We start from the raw sequence: 11725 nt of genomic DNA on the forward strand, positions 1-11725 counted from the left end.
TTTCAAGCCGGTTCAGGAGAAACTGTCGTAGCCGGCGCGGCCCTCGTCCAGCAGCCGCCGGATCACGCCAACGCCGCCGGCGATGTCCTCTCGTCGCTCCGGCTGTGAAACGCCAAACCGCACGCCGTGAAAAACCTGCTCGGAACGCCCGGCCTTGAACTCGTCCTCATCGTCGATGAGCACGCCATGTTCGAGACAGGCGTTCTTGAAGGTGCCGGAAAGCCATGGATCAGGCAGGGTGAGCCAGACGAAGGGCACATTGTCTAGTGCGTTGAAGTCGAACCCGGCTAGTGTCTCGCGCACGATCGCCACGCGCGCGTTGATCTCGACGATGCTGCGCTTGCGCATCTCGCTGGCCTGGCCGGACAGAACCAGTCGGCTACACACTTCCGCCAGCAGGAAGGGGAGGCCACCCGTCAGCATCTTGTGAGCGACACGGATCCGGTGGCGATAGGCCGGCGGACAGGCGAGCCAGCCGCCGCGAACGCCGGCCGCAACCGATTTCGACAGGCCGCCGGCAACGATGGTCCGTTCGGGGGCATATTCGGCCAGGAGCGGCGTCGGGTCGTCGGTCAGATCGCCATAGAGATCGTCCTCGATCAGGATGACATTGTATTCGCGCGCGACGCGCGCGATGGCCTTGCGGCGCGTCGCCGACAGCGTCACCAGTGTGGGGTTCTGTGCCGTCGGCATCAGGAACATCATTTTCGGGTGTTTTTGCGCGCAGACGCGCTCGAAATCCTCCGGATCGAGCCCTTCCGCGTCCGACGTCACTAGCGCGGTGCGGCGGCCGATCAGGCCGGCGCTGCGAGAAATCTGCGAATAGGTGAGGTGCTCGAAGACGATATAGTCGCCGGGCGTGGTCAGCGCGGCAATCGCCGCCATAACCGCGGCATGGGTGCCGAGCGTCGGAACGATGCCATCGGGGCTTGGGCGAAACGAATTTCGCGACAGCCAGTTGCAGCCGGCCTCGACCCAGCGGTTGGGAAAATCCCGCGTATAGCTTGAAATCTCGTACGGATGCTCCTGCGCCGTGCGCGAAAGCACATCGGCGACAATGGCGCCCTGGCCGGTATCAGGCGCAGCCGTGCTGTCGAAGCGCAGTTTGCCGCGAGGCGCATCGATATAGCGCGTGCCTTCCACCTGCGGGTCGGGCGCCAGCAGATCGGTCTTGGTGTCATGCCGGCCAAGCACATAGGTTCCGCGTCCGACTTCGCCGCTCACCAGGCCCCGCTCGCGCAACAATTGGTAGGCCCTGCCGACAGTGCCGACGGTCGTGCCGATGTCGTATGCCAGATCGCGCTGCGGCGGCAATTTTGCCCCGGCGGCGATCAAGCCACGGTCGATGTCCGTTTCGATGGAATCTGCAAGCCGCTGATAGAGCGGCCCGGAGCCGGCGGAAAGGTCGGGAAGCCAATTTGTCATGGTGACAATTTTCTATATTGCACCGTTTTGAGAGTCAATACATATGTGACCGCGCAACAAATAGATACAATCTCGAATTTTGGTAGCAAGAAAATGGCTGCAATCGATACAATCCGTTACATGAGAGCTGGGTTGCCCGGAGCCCGCCCGTCAGGCCGGCAAGGCTATGTCCGTCGCCTGGTGCGAATGGTCAATTCACTCGCAAACCGGATCGGCAACCTGCTGGATCGCCGGCGCAGCCGGCTGGTCTTGCTGGAGATGACCGACGATCAGCTTAGGGATATCGGCATCTCGCGTGCCGACGCCCATCGTGAGGGTCTGAGGCCGTTCTGGGACTGAAAATACGTCGTCGCATGCTCCCGGCTCGAATAACGGGGGTATGTCGGCAGACCGGCGTTGAGTGCCGCTGCGATCTTCTTCATTGCCCGGAAACTACCCACCTTCTTCTTGCTTTGATGTCGAAAACGTATCGCGCACTGCGATCGGCCGCGGCAGCGAGGTCGCGGTCTGGCAGACCACGATGCACTCGACCTTCACTGCATTCTCGCCCCGCGAGTCCCGATGAATAGGCTATTGCTGAAAACAGCTAATTCGCCTATTTTCGGGGTAATGAAGGGAAGTCTTTATGGCGAGTTTCACCCTGACAGATCTCGGCAACAAATCCGGCGAGGTTGTGGAGGCCGCGTTCCGTGGCCCTGTCGACATCACCAAGCGCGGCAAGCGCAAGTTCGTTCTCCTGACGGCGGAGCAGTTCGACCGTCTCGCCGGCCGTAGCGCCCAGCAGGCACATCGTGTCGAGGACCTGTCAGCAGAGGAACGCGAAGAGCTTCTCGCCGGCCTCGATGCCGTCGCGCGCGACGATCACCGGGATGACTGAGCCGGACCACGGACAGATCATTCTCTATTCCTATCTGTGGGCGCGGGAATATGACCGGGGGGAGGAAAGCGGACGCAAGGCGCGGCCGACGTGCGTGATGCTGATCGTTGCGGGCAAGAACGGCCGCCAGAAGGCTCTGCTCTTTCCAATCACGAGCCGGCCGCCGCGCTCAGGCGCCCGCTGTGTCGAAATTCCCGAGACTGAGGCCCGTCGCGCCAAGCTCTATACGCCGGCCTGGGTGATCGTCGACGAATTCAACACCGATGATCTCGCTACGTCCTGGGCGCTCGAAGACGCCAAGCCGCTCGGCCGGTTCACGCGCAAATTCATGTCGCGGATCGCCGGCGAAGCCGCGGCGGCTATTCGCGCCGGTGGAGCGCGAACCGTGCCGAGACGATAGAGGCGGCCGGGGGTCCAGAGGACACGCCCTGTCTTCATTGCAGATTGCAGGACAAGCCCGGCCAGGCCTATGACCAGGCCGGCGATCTGCAGCAAGCCATGACGCTATGCAGCCGCACCGCAGGCCTGATTGCCAGCCTGCCAGCGGGCAATATCCGAGCCGATGCGTGCGCCGAGCGGTTCGGCCATCAGCGGACCGTACACGTCGACCCGGCGTGAATTGCCTTGTGCCTGCACGACCAGCAACGGCTTTCCGCCATAATGCTTGACCGGAACCAGCAGGAAGCGCGGCGTGCCGGTGAACGAATTCAGCTCGTTGGCCATCTGATAGGGCTTGAAAGCGGGATCCTTGCTGGCGATCCAGCATTTGTGGGCGGCGATCGCCACCTGTTCCATGGCAAGCAGCGCCGCACTCTTGCCCGAAGGCGCCGGCGCGTTCTTCGGCTTCGACTGGCAGGAGGCGAGCACAAGGCAGGCGGCGGCGACAAGAGCGAGGCGGGCGATCGTCTGTCTCGGGCTCATGCGGCGCCTATTTCGAATTCGGAAAAAAGATGAACGCTGAAGAATCAAGCGGCGATGCCAAGCGCACTTTCGAACAGCGCCCGGCCGTCGCTGCCGCCATGCGCCGCTTCGATCAGGTTCTCGGGATGCGGCATCAGGCCGAGCACATTGCCCTGGCCGTTGATGATGCCGGCAATGTCGTTGATCGAGCCGTTGGGGTTGGTGCCTTCGGCATAACGGAAGACGACCTGGCCTTCGCCTTCGAGCCTGCGCAGCGTTTCGGCGTCGGCAAAGTAATTGCCGTCATGATGCGCCACCGGCGAGCGGATGATCTGGCCCGGCTGATAGCGGCGGGTGAACATCGTGTTGGCGTTGGCGATCTGCAGCTTGACTTGCCGGCAGACGAATTTCAGCGACGTGTTGCGCATCAAGGCGCCTGGCAAAAGGCCGGCCTCGACCAGGATCTGGAAGCCGTTGCAGACGCCGATGACCATGACCCCCTTGGCCGCCTTTTCGGCAACCGCCCGCATCACCGGCATGCGCGCGGCAATGGCGCCGCAGCGCAGATAATCGCCGAAGGAGAAGCCGCCGGGAATGGCGATCAGGTCGACGTCGGGGATTTCGGTGTCGGTCTGCCAGACCGTGACCGGCGGCGTTCCCGAAATCTTGGTCAGCGCCGCGATCATGTCGCGGTCACGGTTGAGGCCTGGCAGGAGGACGACGGCTGATTTCATTTCGGTTCGTAAGGCCTCTGGGCTTCGGCAAGCTCGCGCAGGTCTAAGCGGCGTTCAATATGTTCCAGGCGCTCGTCCTGGCGAGCCAGCACGCCATAAATGTTCTTCACGTCGCCCTCGGTGGCGATGAGATGGCCGCAGATAGAGCCAAGCTCGGACTTTACCTCCCCGAGCGTCAAATCCATCCTGTCCAGACGCGACTGAATGGACTTGAGGACTTCAAATATCAAGCTTCCATCAATCTCGGCCATCTGCCCTCCGGCACAACCTTAGGTAATGGCCACACTATAGTTCTCAATCACCGTATTCGCCAGAAGCTTGTCGCACATGGCTTTGAGATCGGCTTCGGCCTTGGCCTTGTCGCTCTCGGCAAGCTCGACGTCGAAAACCTTGCCCTGCCGCACCTGGCCGACGCCGTCAAAGCCCATCCCGGACAATGCGTGTTCGATCGCCTTGCCTTGCGGGTCGAGCACGCCGTTCTTGAGAGTGACGGTAATGCGGGCCTTGATCACGCTGGACATGCTCCTGTTCGACGTGTTGAGCGGCAAGAAATCTCAGTGCGGCTTGCCTTTGAGGCCATCGGTCGAGGCGACGAGCACCGGCCCGGCGGGACGCGGCGGCTCGTTCTCGTTCATGATGCCGAGGCGGCGGGCGACTTCCTGATAGGCTTCGACCAGACCGCCCATGTCGCGGCGGAAACGATCCTTGTCGAGCTTGTCCTGGGTCGCCACGTCCCACAGACGGCACGAGTCCGGCGAGATCTCGTCGGCAACGACGATGCGCATCATGTCGCCTTCGAACAGCCGGCCGCATTCGATCTTGAAGTCGACAAGCTGGATGCCGACGCCCATGAACAAGCCGGAGAGGAAGTCGTTGACGCGGATGGCCAGCGCCATGACGTCGTCGATCTCCTGCGGGCTTGCCCAGCCGAAAGCGGTGATGTGCTCTTCAGACACCATTGGGTCGTCGAGCGCATCGGCCTTGTAATAGAATTCGATGATCGAGCGCGGCAGTACGGTGCCTTCCTCGATGCCGAGACGCTTGGCCAGCGAGCCGGCGGCGACATTGCGCACGACCACCTCGAGCGGGATGATCTCGACTTCCTTGATCAGCTGCTCGCGCATGTTGAGCCGGCGGATGAAATGGGTCGGAATGCCCATCCGGTTGAGATGGTTGAAGATGTGCTCGGAAATGCGGTTGTTGAGCACGCCCTTGCCATCGACGATTTCGTGCTTCTTCTTGTTGAAAGCGGTCGCGTCGTCCTTGAAGAACTGGATCAGTGTTCCCGGCTCAGGGCCCTCATAGAGGATCTTGGCCTTGCCTTCATAAATGCGGCGGCGATTTTTCATCTGATCTTTTCTCTGGATTTCCGGGCAGGCGGCAAGCGACCAGTTCCTGTCCGTACGCCTAAATTAGTGCGGCAACGGTAGGGGTTCAATGCCGGTGTCTATCCCAATCGCAGTGTTTGCTCAATCGGCAAATCCTTTCAATCACCGCTTTCCGGAATGAAATGCCGCAGCGCAGCAAGTGATGTAGCATATTGACCGGCCCGCGGCCTTTTGGTTTGTGCTGGGCAAGACACATATTTCGACTGCCAACCAAATCGGATTTGACCGGAGGGATGCCATGAGCAGCATGAAAGATCGCGAGGAGGGCTTCGAGCGCAAGTTCGTAATCGACGAGGAACTCCGGTTCAAGGCTGCGGCCCGCCGCAACAAGGCGCTCGGCCTGTGGGCCGCCGAAAAGCTCGGCAAGGCCGGGGCCGACGCCGAAGCCTATGCCAGCCAGGTCGTCCTCGCCGATATCGAGGAAGCCGGCGACCACGACGTTTTCCGCAAGATCCGCAAGGATTTCGACGAAGCCGGGGTCGCCCAGTCGGACCACCAGATTCGCCGCACCATGGACGATCTGATGGCGCAGGCAATCGAGCAGATCAAGAACACCTGACCCTTGCTCTGAGCCAATCGACACGCTGGACCAATCGACCGCCTCGCCCCTCCGGGCGGTTTTTCTTTGCCTTTGCAGCTGTTTCCGGCTGAACTGCATTAGAGCGACGTGCATCCATTCGGAAAGTACGCTCTAAAACTTTGACTCCTCGCGTCGGGCCGACTTTGTCGGCGATTTTGGGCCGATGCGAGGTCGAATAAGGAAGGCGCCCATGTCCCTCAAGTCACGCCTTGTGGCCGATGAAACCTTGTGCACCGCATGGTCCGGCGTGCCTGATGCCCTGACGGTCGAGATTCTTGCCAGACAGGGGTTCGATGCCGTCACCCTCGACATGCAGCATGGCGGACATCATGAGGACAGCGTGCTGCGCGGCCTTGCGTCGGTGCTGGCCGCCAACAAACCGGCGCTGGTGCGCATTCCGGTCGGCCGCTTCGACATGGCCAGCCGCGCGCTCGATTTCGGCGCCGAGGCGGTGATTGCGCCGATGGTGAATTCGGTGGCGGACGCCAGGCTGTTCGCTGCCGCCATGAAGTATCCGCCGCTCGGCGAGCGTTCCTGGGGCCCGACTTATGCCTTTCCGCGTCATGGCAAGGGCGACTATGCCGACTGGCTGCGCGACAGCAACGCGCGCACCATGGCCTTCGCCATGGTCGAAACGCGCGCCGCGCTCGATGCACTCGACGGCATCCTCGACACGCCGGGTATCGACGGCATCTTCCTCGGGCCATCGGATTTTTCGATTGCCTGGTCGAACGGCGCCGCCGTCAACTCGACGCTCGAAAGCATGATGGAAACAGTCGCCTCGATCGCCGAGCGGACGCGCAAGGCCGGCAAGCATGCCGCGATCTACGTCATCGAGCCGGCCATCGCCGCCCGTGTGGTGTCGATGGGCTATCGGCTGCTGGCGATGGGCTCCGAGCACGCGTTGATCGGCCTGGGGGCAAAAACCCTGCTGAAGAGCGTGAGGGACTCGATAAGCCCCTAAAGGTCAGTCAGGAATTTCGCAAAAGTCATCGAGCCTTCCGGCCAAGGGCCGAAGCCGGCATCGGCGTTGAGATGTCCGGCCTCGCCGGCGTCGATGAACAGCGAGCCCCAGGCGCCGGCAATGTCCTCGGCCACCTCGAACGTGCAGAACGGGTCGTTGCGGCTGGCGATCACCACCGAGGGAAATGCCAGCGGCTCACGCGGATAAGGGCCGAAGGTCATCAGGTGCCTGGGTTTTATCTCTGGATTGGCGACGTCGGGCGGCGCCACGAAGAACGCTCCGGCGACCCGACGCTGGAACTGCGGCATTGCCTGGATCACGGCGGCGACGCCGAGCGAATGCGCGACGACAACGACCGGTCGCTCGGCCTCGTTGACCGCCTTCGCCACGCTCGCCGTCCAGTCTTCGCGCACTGGCTTCGACCATTCCGCCTGCTCGACGCGCCGCGCCGTCGACAATTTCGATTGCCAGCGGCTCTGCCAATGGTCGGGGCCGGAATTGGTGTAGCCCGGCACGATGAGAATGTCTGCATCCCTGACTTTCATGGCGCGCATGTAGCGAGGGACACGGTTTCGTGCAACCGTGATGATGATCGGTGCGATACTCACAAATAGTGAACACCATGTTCGCTTCTTGCCGTCTTGTGTGAACGATCGCGATCGACGATCTGTCATCGGGAAAGGAAACAGCCGTGTACATGAGACCCAGGATTTGGAACTGACACGACGAACAATGGTAGGTGGCGCCGGGCTCCTGGTTTTGGGGATCTCGTCGACCAAACGGAGACTTTGATGAGCGAATTGCCTTTTGCCGCCACGACCCCGGTCAGTGTTGCCCGCGTCGGGTTGCGCGCGCGCGATGCCGAAAATCTCGCTGCCTATTATCGCAATGTCGTCGGTCTGCGCGAACTGAGCCGCGCCGGGGGCACGATCACGCTGGGCGCCGCCAATCGTCCCTTGCTCGACATCGAAGCGGATGCAGCGGCGAAGCCTGACGATCCGCGCAGCGCCGGCCTCTTCCACACAGCCTTCCTGCTGCCCAGCCGGGCCGACCTCGGGCGCTGGATCAACCACGCCATCGCCAACAATATCGGCATCGACGGCGCTTCCGACCATCTGGTCAGCGAGGCGCTCTACCTGACCGATCCCGAAGGCAACGGCATCGAGATCTATTCCGACCGCCGCCATGAGGACTGGAAGTGGAATGGTGACAAGATAGCGATGGCGACCGAACGGCTCAACATTTCGTCGGTCGTCGCCGACGTGCCCGCCGGCGATGCCGCCTGGCAGGGCATGCCGGACAACAGCATCATCGGCCATGTCCATCTGCGCGTCGGACGGCCGGAAGACGCCGAGGCCTGGTGGCACCAGGAATTCGGCTTCGATACCATGGCGAAATATGGTGGCGCGGCGGTGTTCCTGTCATCAGGCGGCTACCACCACCACATCGGCGCCAATTCGTGGCAGAGCGCCGGCGCCGGCCGTCGCGATCCTTCCCGGTCCGGCCTCGCCTGGGTCGAAATGCGGTCCGACAATGTGACTGATGCAGCGACGCGCGAGGACCCGTGGGGAACGGTGATCAGGACCGTTCCTGGCAAGGCTTGATTATTCGAACCTGCGCCAGGCTGGATCACCCCTCATCCGTCTCGGCGCTACGCGCCGATCCACCTTCTCCCACAAGGGGAGAAGGGCGAGCCTGCCGTTTGCGCCTCGGCGATCTCGCAGTTTGATGATCGATGCCGTCTTACCTTCTCCCCTTGTGGGAGAAGGTGGCCTCGCAAAGCGAGGTCGGATGAGGGGTGCTCCAGCTTGGAGCCGCCGGCTGGGACCGGTCAAATCACGCTTCTCCGAACACCCGCTTGAAGATCGTGTCGACATGCTTGGCATGATAGCCAAGGTCGAATTTTTCACGAATTTCGGCCTCGGGCAAGGCTGCGGTGACCTCCTTGTCGGCCAAAAGTTCATCAAGGAAATCAGCGCCTTGCTCCCATACTTTCATGGCGTTTCGCTGCACCAGCCGGTAGGCGTCCTCACGGCTGACGCCGGCCTGGGTCAGCGCCAGCAGCACACGCTGCGAATGCACGAGGCCGCGGAACTTGTTCATGTTCTTCAGCATGTTGTCGGGATAGACGAGCAATCTGTCGATGACACTGGTCAGCCGCGATAGCGCGAAATCGAGCGTCACAGTCGCATCCGGGCCAATCATGCGCTCGACCGACGAATGCGAAATGTCGCGCTCGTGCCAGAGCGCCACGTTCTCCATCGCCGGCATCGCGAACGAACGCACCATGCGCGCAAGCCCGGTGAGGTTTTCGGTCAGCACCGGGTTACGCTTGTGCGGCATCGCTGACGAGCCCTTTTGCCCGGGCGAAAAATACTCTTCGGCCTCCAGCACCTCGGTGCGCTGCAGATGGCGGATTTCTGTCGCCAGCCGTTCGATCGACGAGGCGATGACAGCGAGCGTCGCAAAGAACATCGCATGGCGGTCGCGCGGGATCACCTGCGTCGACACCGGCTCCGGCTTCAATCCGAGTTGCTTCGCCACATGCTCTTCGACATAGGGATCGATATTGGCGAAGGTGCCGACTGCACCTGATATGGCGCATGTCGCAATATCCTCGCGCGCGTGCACCAGCCGCTCGCGGCAGCGCGAGAATTCGGCATAGGCCTGCGCCAGCTTGACGCCGAAGGTGGTCGGCTCGGCATGGATGCCGTGGCTGCGACCTATGGTGACGGTGTCCTTGTGTTCGAAGGCGCGGCGCTTGAGCGCCGCAAGCAGGCCGTCGATGTCGGCCAGAAGGATGTCGCTGGCGCGGGTGAGCTGCACGGCAAAGCAGGTGTCGAGAACGTCCGAGGAGGTCATGCCCTGATGAATGAAGCGGGCGTCCGGACCGACGAATTCGCCGAGGTGGGTGAGGAAGGCGATGACGTCGTGCTTGGTGACGCGCTCGATCTCGTCGATCGCCTCGACGTCGAACTTGGCGGCTCCGCCTTTTTCCCAGATGGTTTTGGCGGCCTCCTTCGGGATCACGCCGAGCTCGGCCAGCGCGTCGCAAGCGTAGGCCTCGATCTCGAACCAGATGCGGAACCGGGTTTCGGGCGACCAGATGGCCACCATTTCCGGCCGGGAGTAGCGAGGGATCATCGGTCAGTCCTGACTTGCGAGGGCGTTCGCCCGCGTCGTAACAGAGGCAGACAAAATGCTCAACGCTGCTGCCGCGCAAACCAGATGCTGGCGAGAGCAAGCGCGATGAAACCGAGCGGAAAATAAAGCCGGATACCCAGCACGATGAATTGATAGAACGCCGTTGCCATGGTGTGCACGAACTGGATGGACCAGCCAATGGTCAGTGCAGGTTCATGCCACTGGGCATAGTAGGAACGGTATTGCAGCGCAAAGAGCCCACCGGTGAAGCCGATCGTGGTGGCAAGAAGGCAGACAAACGCGGCCGCCAAGGCTACTTGCCAATGCCGCCCGAGCGAGACGAGCCGCGCCAGGAACAGGCCAACCGGAAAGGCGAGCGCACCGCCCGCCGCATAGAGCAACGAGACGAAGCGGATATTTGCCGGGGTCACCCAGTCGTCCAGCAGCAGATTGACAAGTGCGCTGGCGCCCATCGCGGCGGCCCACAGCAGGGCGCCGCAAACTGCGGCGGACGGCGACGGCAAGGCCTTGCGGATGCGATCCAGGACGCCGTTGCGTATGGCGGGGAGCGACGTCACAGCCGGCCGGTCACCGCGATCCAGCGATAGTCAGGCCCTTCGAAGCCGTACTGGCGCACCGCGATCAGCACGGCATAGGCGCTGAGGCCCTGCATGGAAAATGTCTGCACCGCGCCGATTCGATAGCCGTTCGGGCAGCCTCTGCTTTTGGGGATCGACTTGTCTTCGTGCAGGAGTTCAGTCTTGCCACCGCCTTTCGCCTCGATGCGCAACAGACGAAAGCCGTTGATCTCGCCAAGGTTTTGGCAGGTTTCGGTATGGTTCATGCCGATCTCGTCGAGTCGGAACTCGAGCGGATCATCGACCGGCGAAAAGACCGGCCGCGGGTTGACCACCATGCGGAACGGATCGGCCGAAAGCTCGGTCACCGGGTTGGAGCCGGCGGTGATGCCGCGATTCGCCGTCAATTCCGCCTGTTTGATGATAGCTTCACCTTTCTGACGGGCTGCAAGACGCGCCGCGTCGAGCGTTGCGTTCTCGTCGTCAAGCCGCACCCTGATCGGTGTGCCCTTGAGAAAACTGTCGTCGGCGGTGTTGATGTAATAGCGATTGGCATAGGGAAACCCCGACCCGTCCTGGACACCGTACTCCTCGAAGGCGAAGGCGCCGCCATCCCCGGTGAAGCCGAGGATTTCAAGCTCGGCAACATCGCCGGCATGCGCGGCGAGCGAAGTTGCAAACTGGGCAAGGAGGGACACAGCAAACAGGACGAGAATTCGCATCGGATTTCCGTTTGAGCAGCCAGAGTTGTTTCGATCACTATCACGACATCGTCAAAACGTCGTGTCCTCTGAGACGCAACCCGATGCATCCAATCGTGCCGTCATTTGTTTATGTTGGCAGCTTGAAATGGAGCACCCACAATGACCGATGCAGCCAGCATTCGCGAACATATGGAAGTGATCGGCGCCGACGGCGTCCATGTCGGCACTGTCGACAAGGTTGAGGGACACCGAATTAAGCTGACCAAGCGCGACAGCGGCGAGGGCGCCCACAGAGGGCATCACCACTTCATTCCGCTCAGCCTCGTAGCCGAAGTCGAGGGCCAGAAAGTCCGGCTGTCGGCAAATTCGGATGTCGCGGTCACGTTCGAGGAGGAAAAATCCGATCCCACCTGATGACGGGCCACGGCAGC

General features: G+C 61.8%; 17 protein-coding genes. 7 read left to right on the forward strand and 10 right to left on the reverse strand.

What is annotated here, in order from left to right; translation table 11 throughout:
• Positions 1-12: 12 nt before the first annotated feature.
• The gene (locus tag AC0L2V_RS04720) at positions 13-1425 is read right to left on the reverse strand and encodes an aminotransferase-like domain-containing protein (RefSeq protein ID WP_473507507.1); all 1413 of its coding nucleotides are present in this window, start codon (positions 1423-1425) and stop codon (positions 13-15) included.
• Positions 1426-1557: 132 nt separating this feature from the next.
• Here AC0L2V_RS04720 and AC0L2V_RS04725 point away from each other — a divergent pair, with 132 nt between their 5' ends.
• The 3 genes from AC0L2V_RS04725 (at position 1558) to AC0L2V_RS04735 (ending at position 2702) form a co-directional block, all read left to right on the forward strand.
• The gene (locus tag AC0L2V_RS04725; protein ID WP_473497532.1) at positions 1558-1764 is read left to right on the forward strand and encodes a DUF1127 domain-containing protein; all 207 of its coding nucleotides are present in this window, start codon (positions 1558-1560) and stop codon (positions 1762-1764) included.
• Between the two features lie 286 nt (positions 1765-2050).
• Complete coding sequence (locus AC0L2V_RS04730) at positions 2051-2302, forward strand: type II toxin-antitoxin system prevent-host-death family antitoxin (protein WP_473507509.1); 252 nt, start codon at positions 2051-2053, stop codon at positions 2300-2302.
• Positions 2295-2702, forward strand: coding sequence for a hypothetical protein (locus AC0L2V_RS04735; protein ID WP_473507510.1), 408 nt, complete (start codon positions 2295-2297; stop codon positions 2700-2702). Before AC0L2V_RS04730 ends, AC0L2V_RS04735 begins: the two co-directional genes overlap by 8 nt.
• A gap of 104 nt (positions 2703-2806) precedes the next feature.
• On the opposite strand, the gene AC0L2V_RS04740 is transcribed toward AC0L2V_RS04735, so the two are convergent.
• Genes AC0L2V_RS04740 through purC form a run of 5 tightly spaced genes read right to left on the reverse strand, consistent with a single transcriptional unit; the run spans position 2807 to position 5285 of the window.
• Entirely contained in the window at positions 2807-3223 is a 417-nt protein-coding gene (locus AC0L2V_RS04740; RefSeq protein ID WP_128246630.1) for a hypothetical protein, read from the reverse strand.
• A gap of 44 nt (positions 3224-3267) precedes the next feature.
• On the reverse strand, positions 3268-3936 hold the full coding sequence (purQ, locus tag AC0L2V_RS04745) for a phosphoribosylformylglycinamidine synthase subunit PurQ (RefSeq protein WP_023798248.1): 669 nt from the start codon (positions 3934-3936) through the stop codon (positions 3268-3270).
• Positions 3933-4187 (reverse strand): hypothetical protein, encoded by a 255-nt coding sequence (locus tag AC0L2V_RS04750; protein WP_473507511.1) that lies wholly within the window; start codon positions 4185-4187, stop codon positions 3933-3935. The genes purQ and AC0L2V_RS04750 overlap by 4 nt, the downstream gene beginning before the upstream one ends.
• Positions 4188-4205: 18 nt before the next feature.
• Positions 4206-4448, reverse strand: a complete 243-nt coding sequence (gene purS, locus AC0L2V_RS04755) for a phosphoribosylformylglycinamidine synthase subunit PurS (protein ID WP_023798246.1) — start codon at positions 4446-4448, stop codon at positions 4206-4208.
• Positions 4449-4490: 42 nt separating this feature from the next.
• Entirely contained in the window at positions 4491-5285 is a 795-nt protein-coding gene (purC, locus tag AC0L2V_RS04760; protein WP_023798245.1) for a phosphoribosylaminoimidazolesuccinocarboxamide synthase, read from the reverse strand.
• A 277-nt stretch (positions 5286-5562) separates the two neighbouring features.
• On the opposite strand from purC, the gene AC0L2V_RS04765 reads away from it, so the two are divergent.
• Positions 5563-5883 carry a DUF1476 domain-containing protein gene (locus tag AC0L2V_RS04765; protein WP_027154189.1) on the forward strand — a complete coding sequence of 107 codons (321 nt, stop codon included), beginning with the start codon at positions 5563-5565 and terminating at the stop codon, positions 5881-5883.
• Between the two features lie 211 nt (positions 5884-6094).
• A complete protein-coding gene (locus AC0L2V_RS04770; RefSeq protein WP_473507512.1) occupies positions 6095-6868 on the forward strand; it encodes an HpcH/HpaI aldolase family protein in 774 nt (257 codons plus the stop codon).
• Here the strand turns inward: AC0L2V_RS04770 and AC0L2V_RS04775 are convergent.
• The gene (locus AC0L2V_RS04775; protein WP_473507733.1) at positions 6865-7413 is read right to left on the reverse strand and encodes an RBBP9/YdeN family alpha/beta hydrolase; all 549 of its coding nucleotides are present in this window, start codon (positions 7411-7413) and stop codon (positions 6865-6867) included. The genes AC0L2V_RS04770 and AC0L2V_RS04775 overlap by 4 nt on opposite strands.
• Positions 7414-7659: 246 nt before the next feature.
• Between AC0L2V_RS04775 and AC0L2V_RS04780 the strand changes: the two genes are divergently transcribed.
• Complete coding sequence (locus AC0L2V_RS04780; protein WP_473507513.1) at positions 7660-8472, forward strand: VOC family protein; 813 nt, start codon at positions 7660-7662, stop codon at positions 8470-8472.
• 232 nt (positions 8473-8704) lie between these two features.
• On the opposite strand, the gene purB is transcribed toward AC0L2V_RS04780, so the two are convergent.
• Genes purB through AC0L2V_RS04795 form a run of 3 tightly spaced genes read right to left on the reverse strand, consistent with a single transcriptional unit; the run spans position 8705 to position 11312 of the window.
• A complete protein-coding gene (purB, locus tag AC0L2V_RS04785) occupies positions 8705-10012 on the reverse strand; it encodes an adenylosuccinate lyase (RefSeq protein ID WP_473519577.1) in 1308 nt (435 codons plus the stop codon).
• Between the two features lie 59 nt (positions 10013-10071).
• Complete coding sequence (locus tag AC0L2V_RS04790) at positions 10072-10590, reverse strand: hypothetical protein (RefSeq protein ID WP_287057604.1); 519 nt, start codon at positions 10588-10590, stop codon at positions 10072-10074.
• On the reverse strand, positions 10587-11312 hold the full coding sequence (locus tag AC0L2V_RS04795; RefSeq protein ID WP_473519578.1) for a DUF2259 domain-containing protein: 726 nt from the start codon (positions 11310-11312) through the stop codon (positions 10587-10589). Before AC0L2V_RS04795 ends, AC0L2V_RS04790 begins: the two co-directional genes overlap by 4 nt.
• Before the next feature lie 141 nt (positions 11313-11453).
• On the opposite strand from AC0L2V_RS04795, the gene AC0L2V_RS04800 reads away from it, so the two are divergent.
• Positions 11454-11708, forward strand: a complete 255-nt coding sequence (locus tag AC0L2V_RS04800; protein WP_128246624.1) for a DUF2171 domain-containing protein — start codon at positions 11454-11456, stop codon at positions 11706-11708.
• The last annotated feature ends 17 nt before the right edge of the window (positions 11709-11725 follow it).

The sequence above is a fragment of the Mesorhizobium sp. WSM4814 genome (genome assembly GCF_055811595.1).

Bases quoted from the DNA above. Each gene is read 5' to 3' on its own strand.
- AC0L2V_RS04720 (WP_473507507.1), bottom strand. From the start codon at position 1,425: ATGACAAATTGGCTTCCCGACCTTTCCGCCGGCTCCGGGCCGCTCTAT.
- AC0L2V_RS04730 (WP_473507509.1), top strand. From the start codon at position 2,051: ATGGCGAGTTTCACCCTGACAGATCTCGGCAACAAATCCGGCGAGGTT.
- AC0L2V_RS04735 (WP_473507510.1), top strand. From the start codon at position 2,295: ATGACTGAGCCGGACCACGGACAGATCATTCTCTATTCCTATCTGTGG.
- AC0L2V_RS04740 (WP_128246630.1), bottom strand. From the start codon at position 3,223: ATGAGCCCGAGACAGACGATCGCCCGCCTCGCTCTTGTCGCCGCCGCC.
- purQ (WP_023798248.1), bottom strand. From the start codon at position 3,936: ATGAAATCAGCCGTCGTCCTCCTGCCAGGCCTCAACCGTGACCGCGAC.
- AC0L2V_RS04750 (WP_473507511.1), bottom strand. From the start codon at position 4,187: ATGGCCGAGATTGATGGAAGCTTGATATTTGAAGTCCTCAAGTCCATT.
- purC (WP_023798245.1), bottom strand. From the start codon at position 5,285: ATGAAAAATCGCCGCCGCATTTATGAAGGCAAGGCCAAGATCCTCTAT.
- AC0L2V_RS04765 (WP_027154189.1), top strand. From the start codon at position 5,563: ATGAGCAGCATGAAAGATCGCGAGGAGGGCTTCGAGCGCAAGTTCGTA.
- AC0L2V_RS04770 (WP_473507512.1), top strand. From the start codon at position 6,095: ATGTCCCTCAAGTCACGCCTTGTGGCCGATGAAACCTTGTGCACCGCA.
- AC0L2V_RS04775 (WP_473507733.1), bottom strand. From the start codon at position 7,413: ATGAAAGTCAGGGATGCAGACATTCTCATCGTGCCGGGCTACACCAAT.
- AC0L2V_RS04780 (WP_473507513.1), top strand. From the start codon at position 7,660: ATGAGCGAATTGCCTTTTGCCGCCACGACCCCGGTCAGTGTTGCCCGC.
- purB (WP_473519577.1), bottom strand. From the start codon at position 10,012: ATGATCCCTCGCTACTCCCGGCCGGAAATGGTGGCCATCTGGTCGCCC.
- AC0L2V_RS04795 (WP_473519578.1), bottom strand. From the start codon at position 11,312: ATGCGAATTCTCGTCCTGTTTGCTGTGTCCCTCCTTGCCCAGTTTGCA.
- AC0L2V_RS04800 (WP_128246624.1), top strand. From the start codon at position 11,454: ATGACCGATGCAGCCAGCATTCGCGAACATATGGAAGTGATCGGCGCC.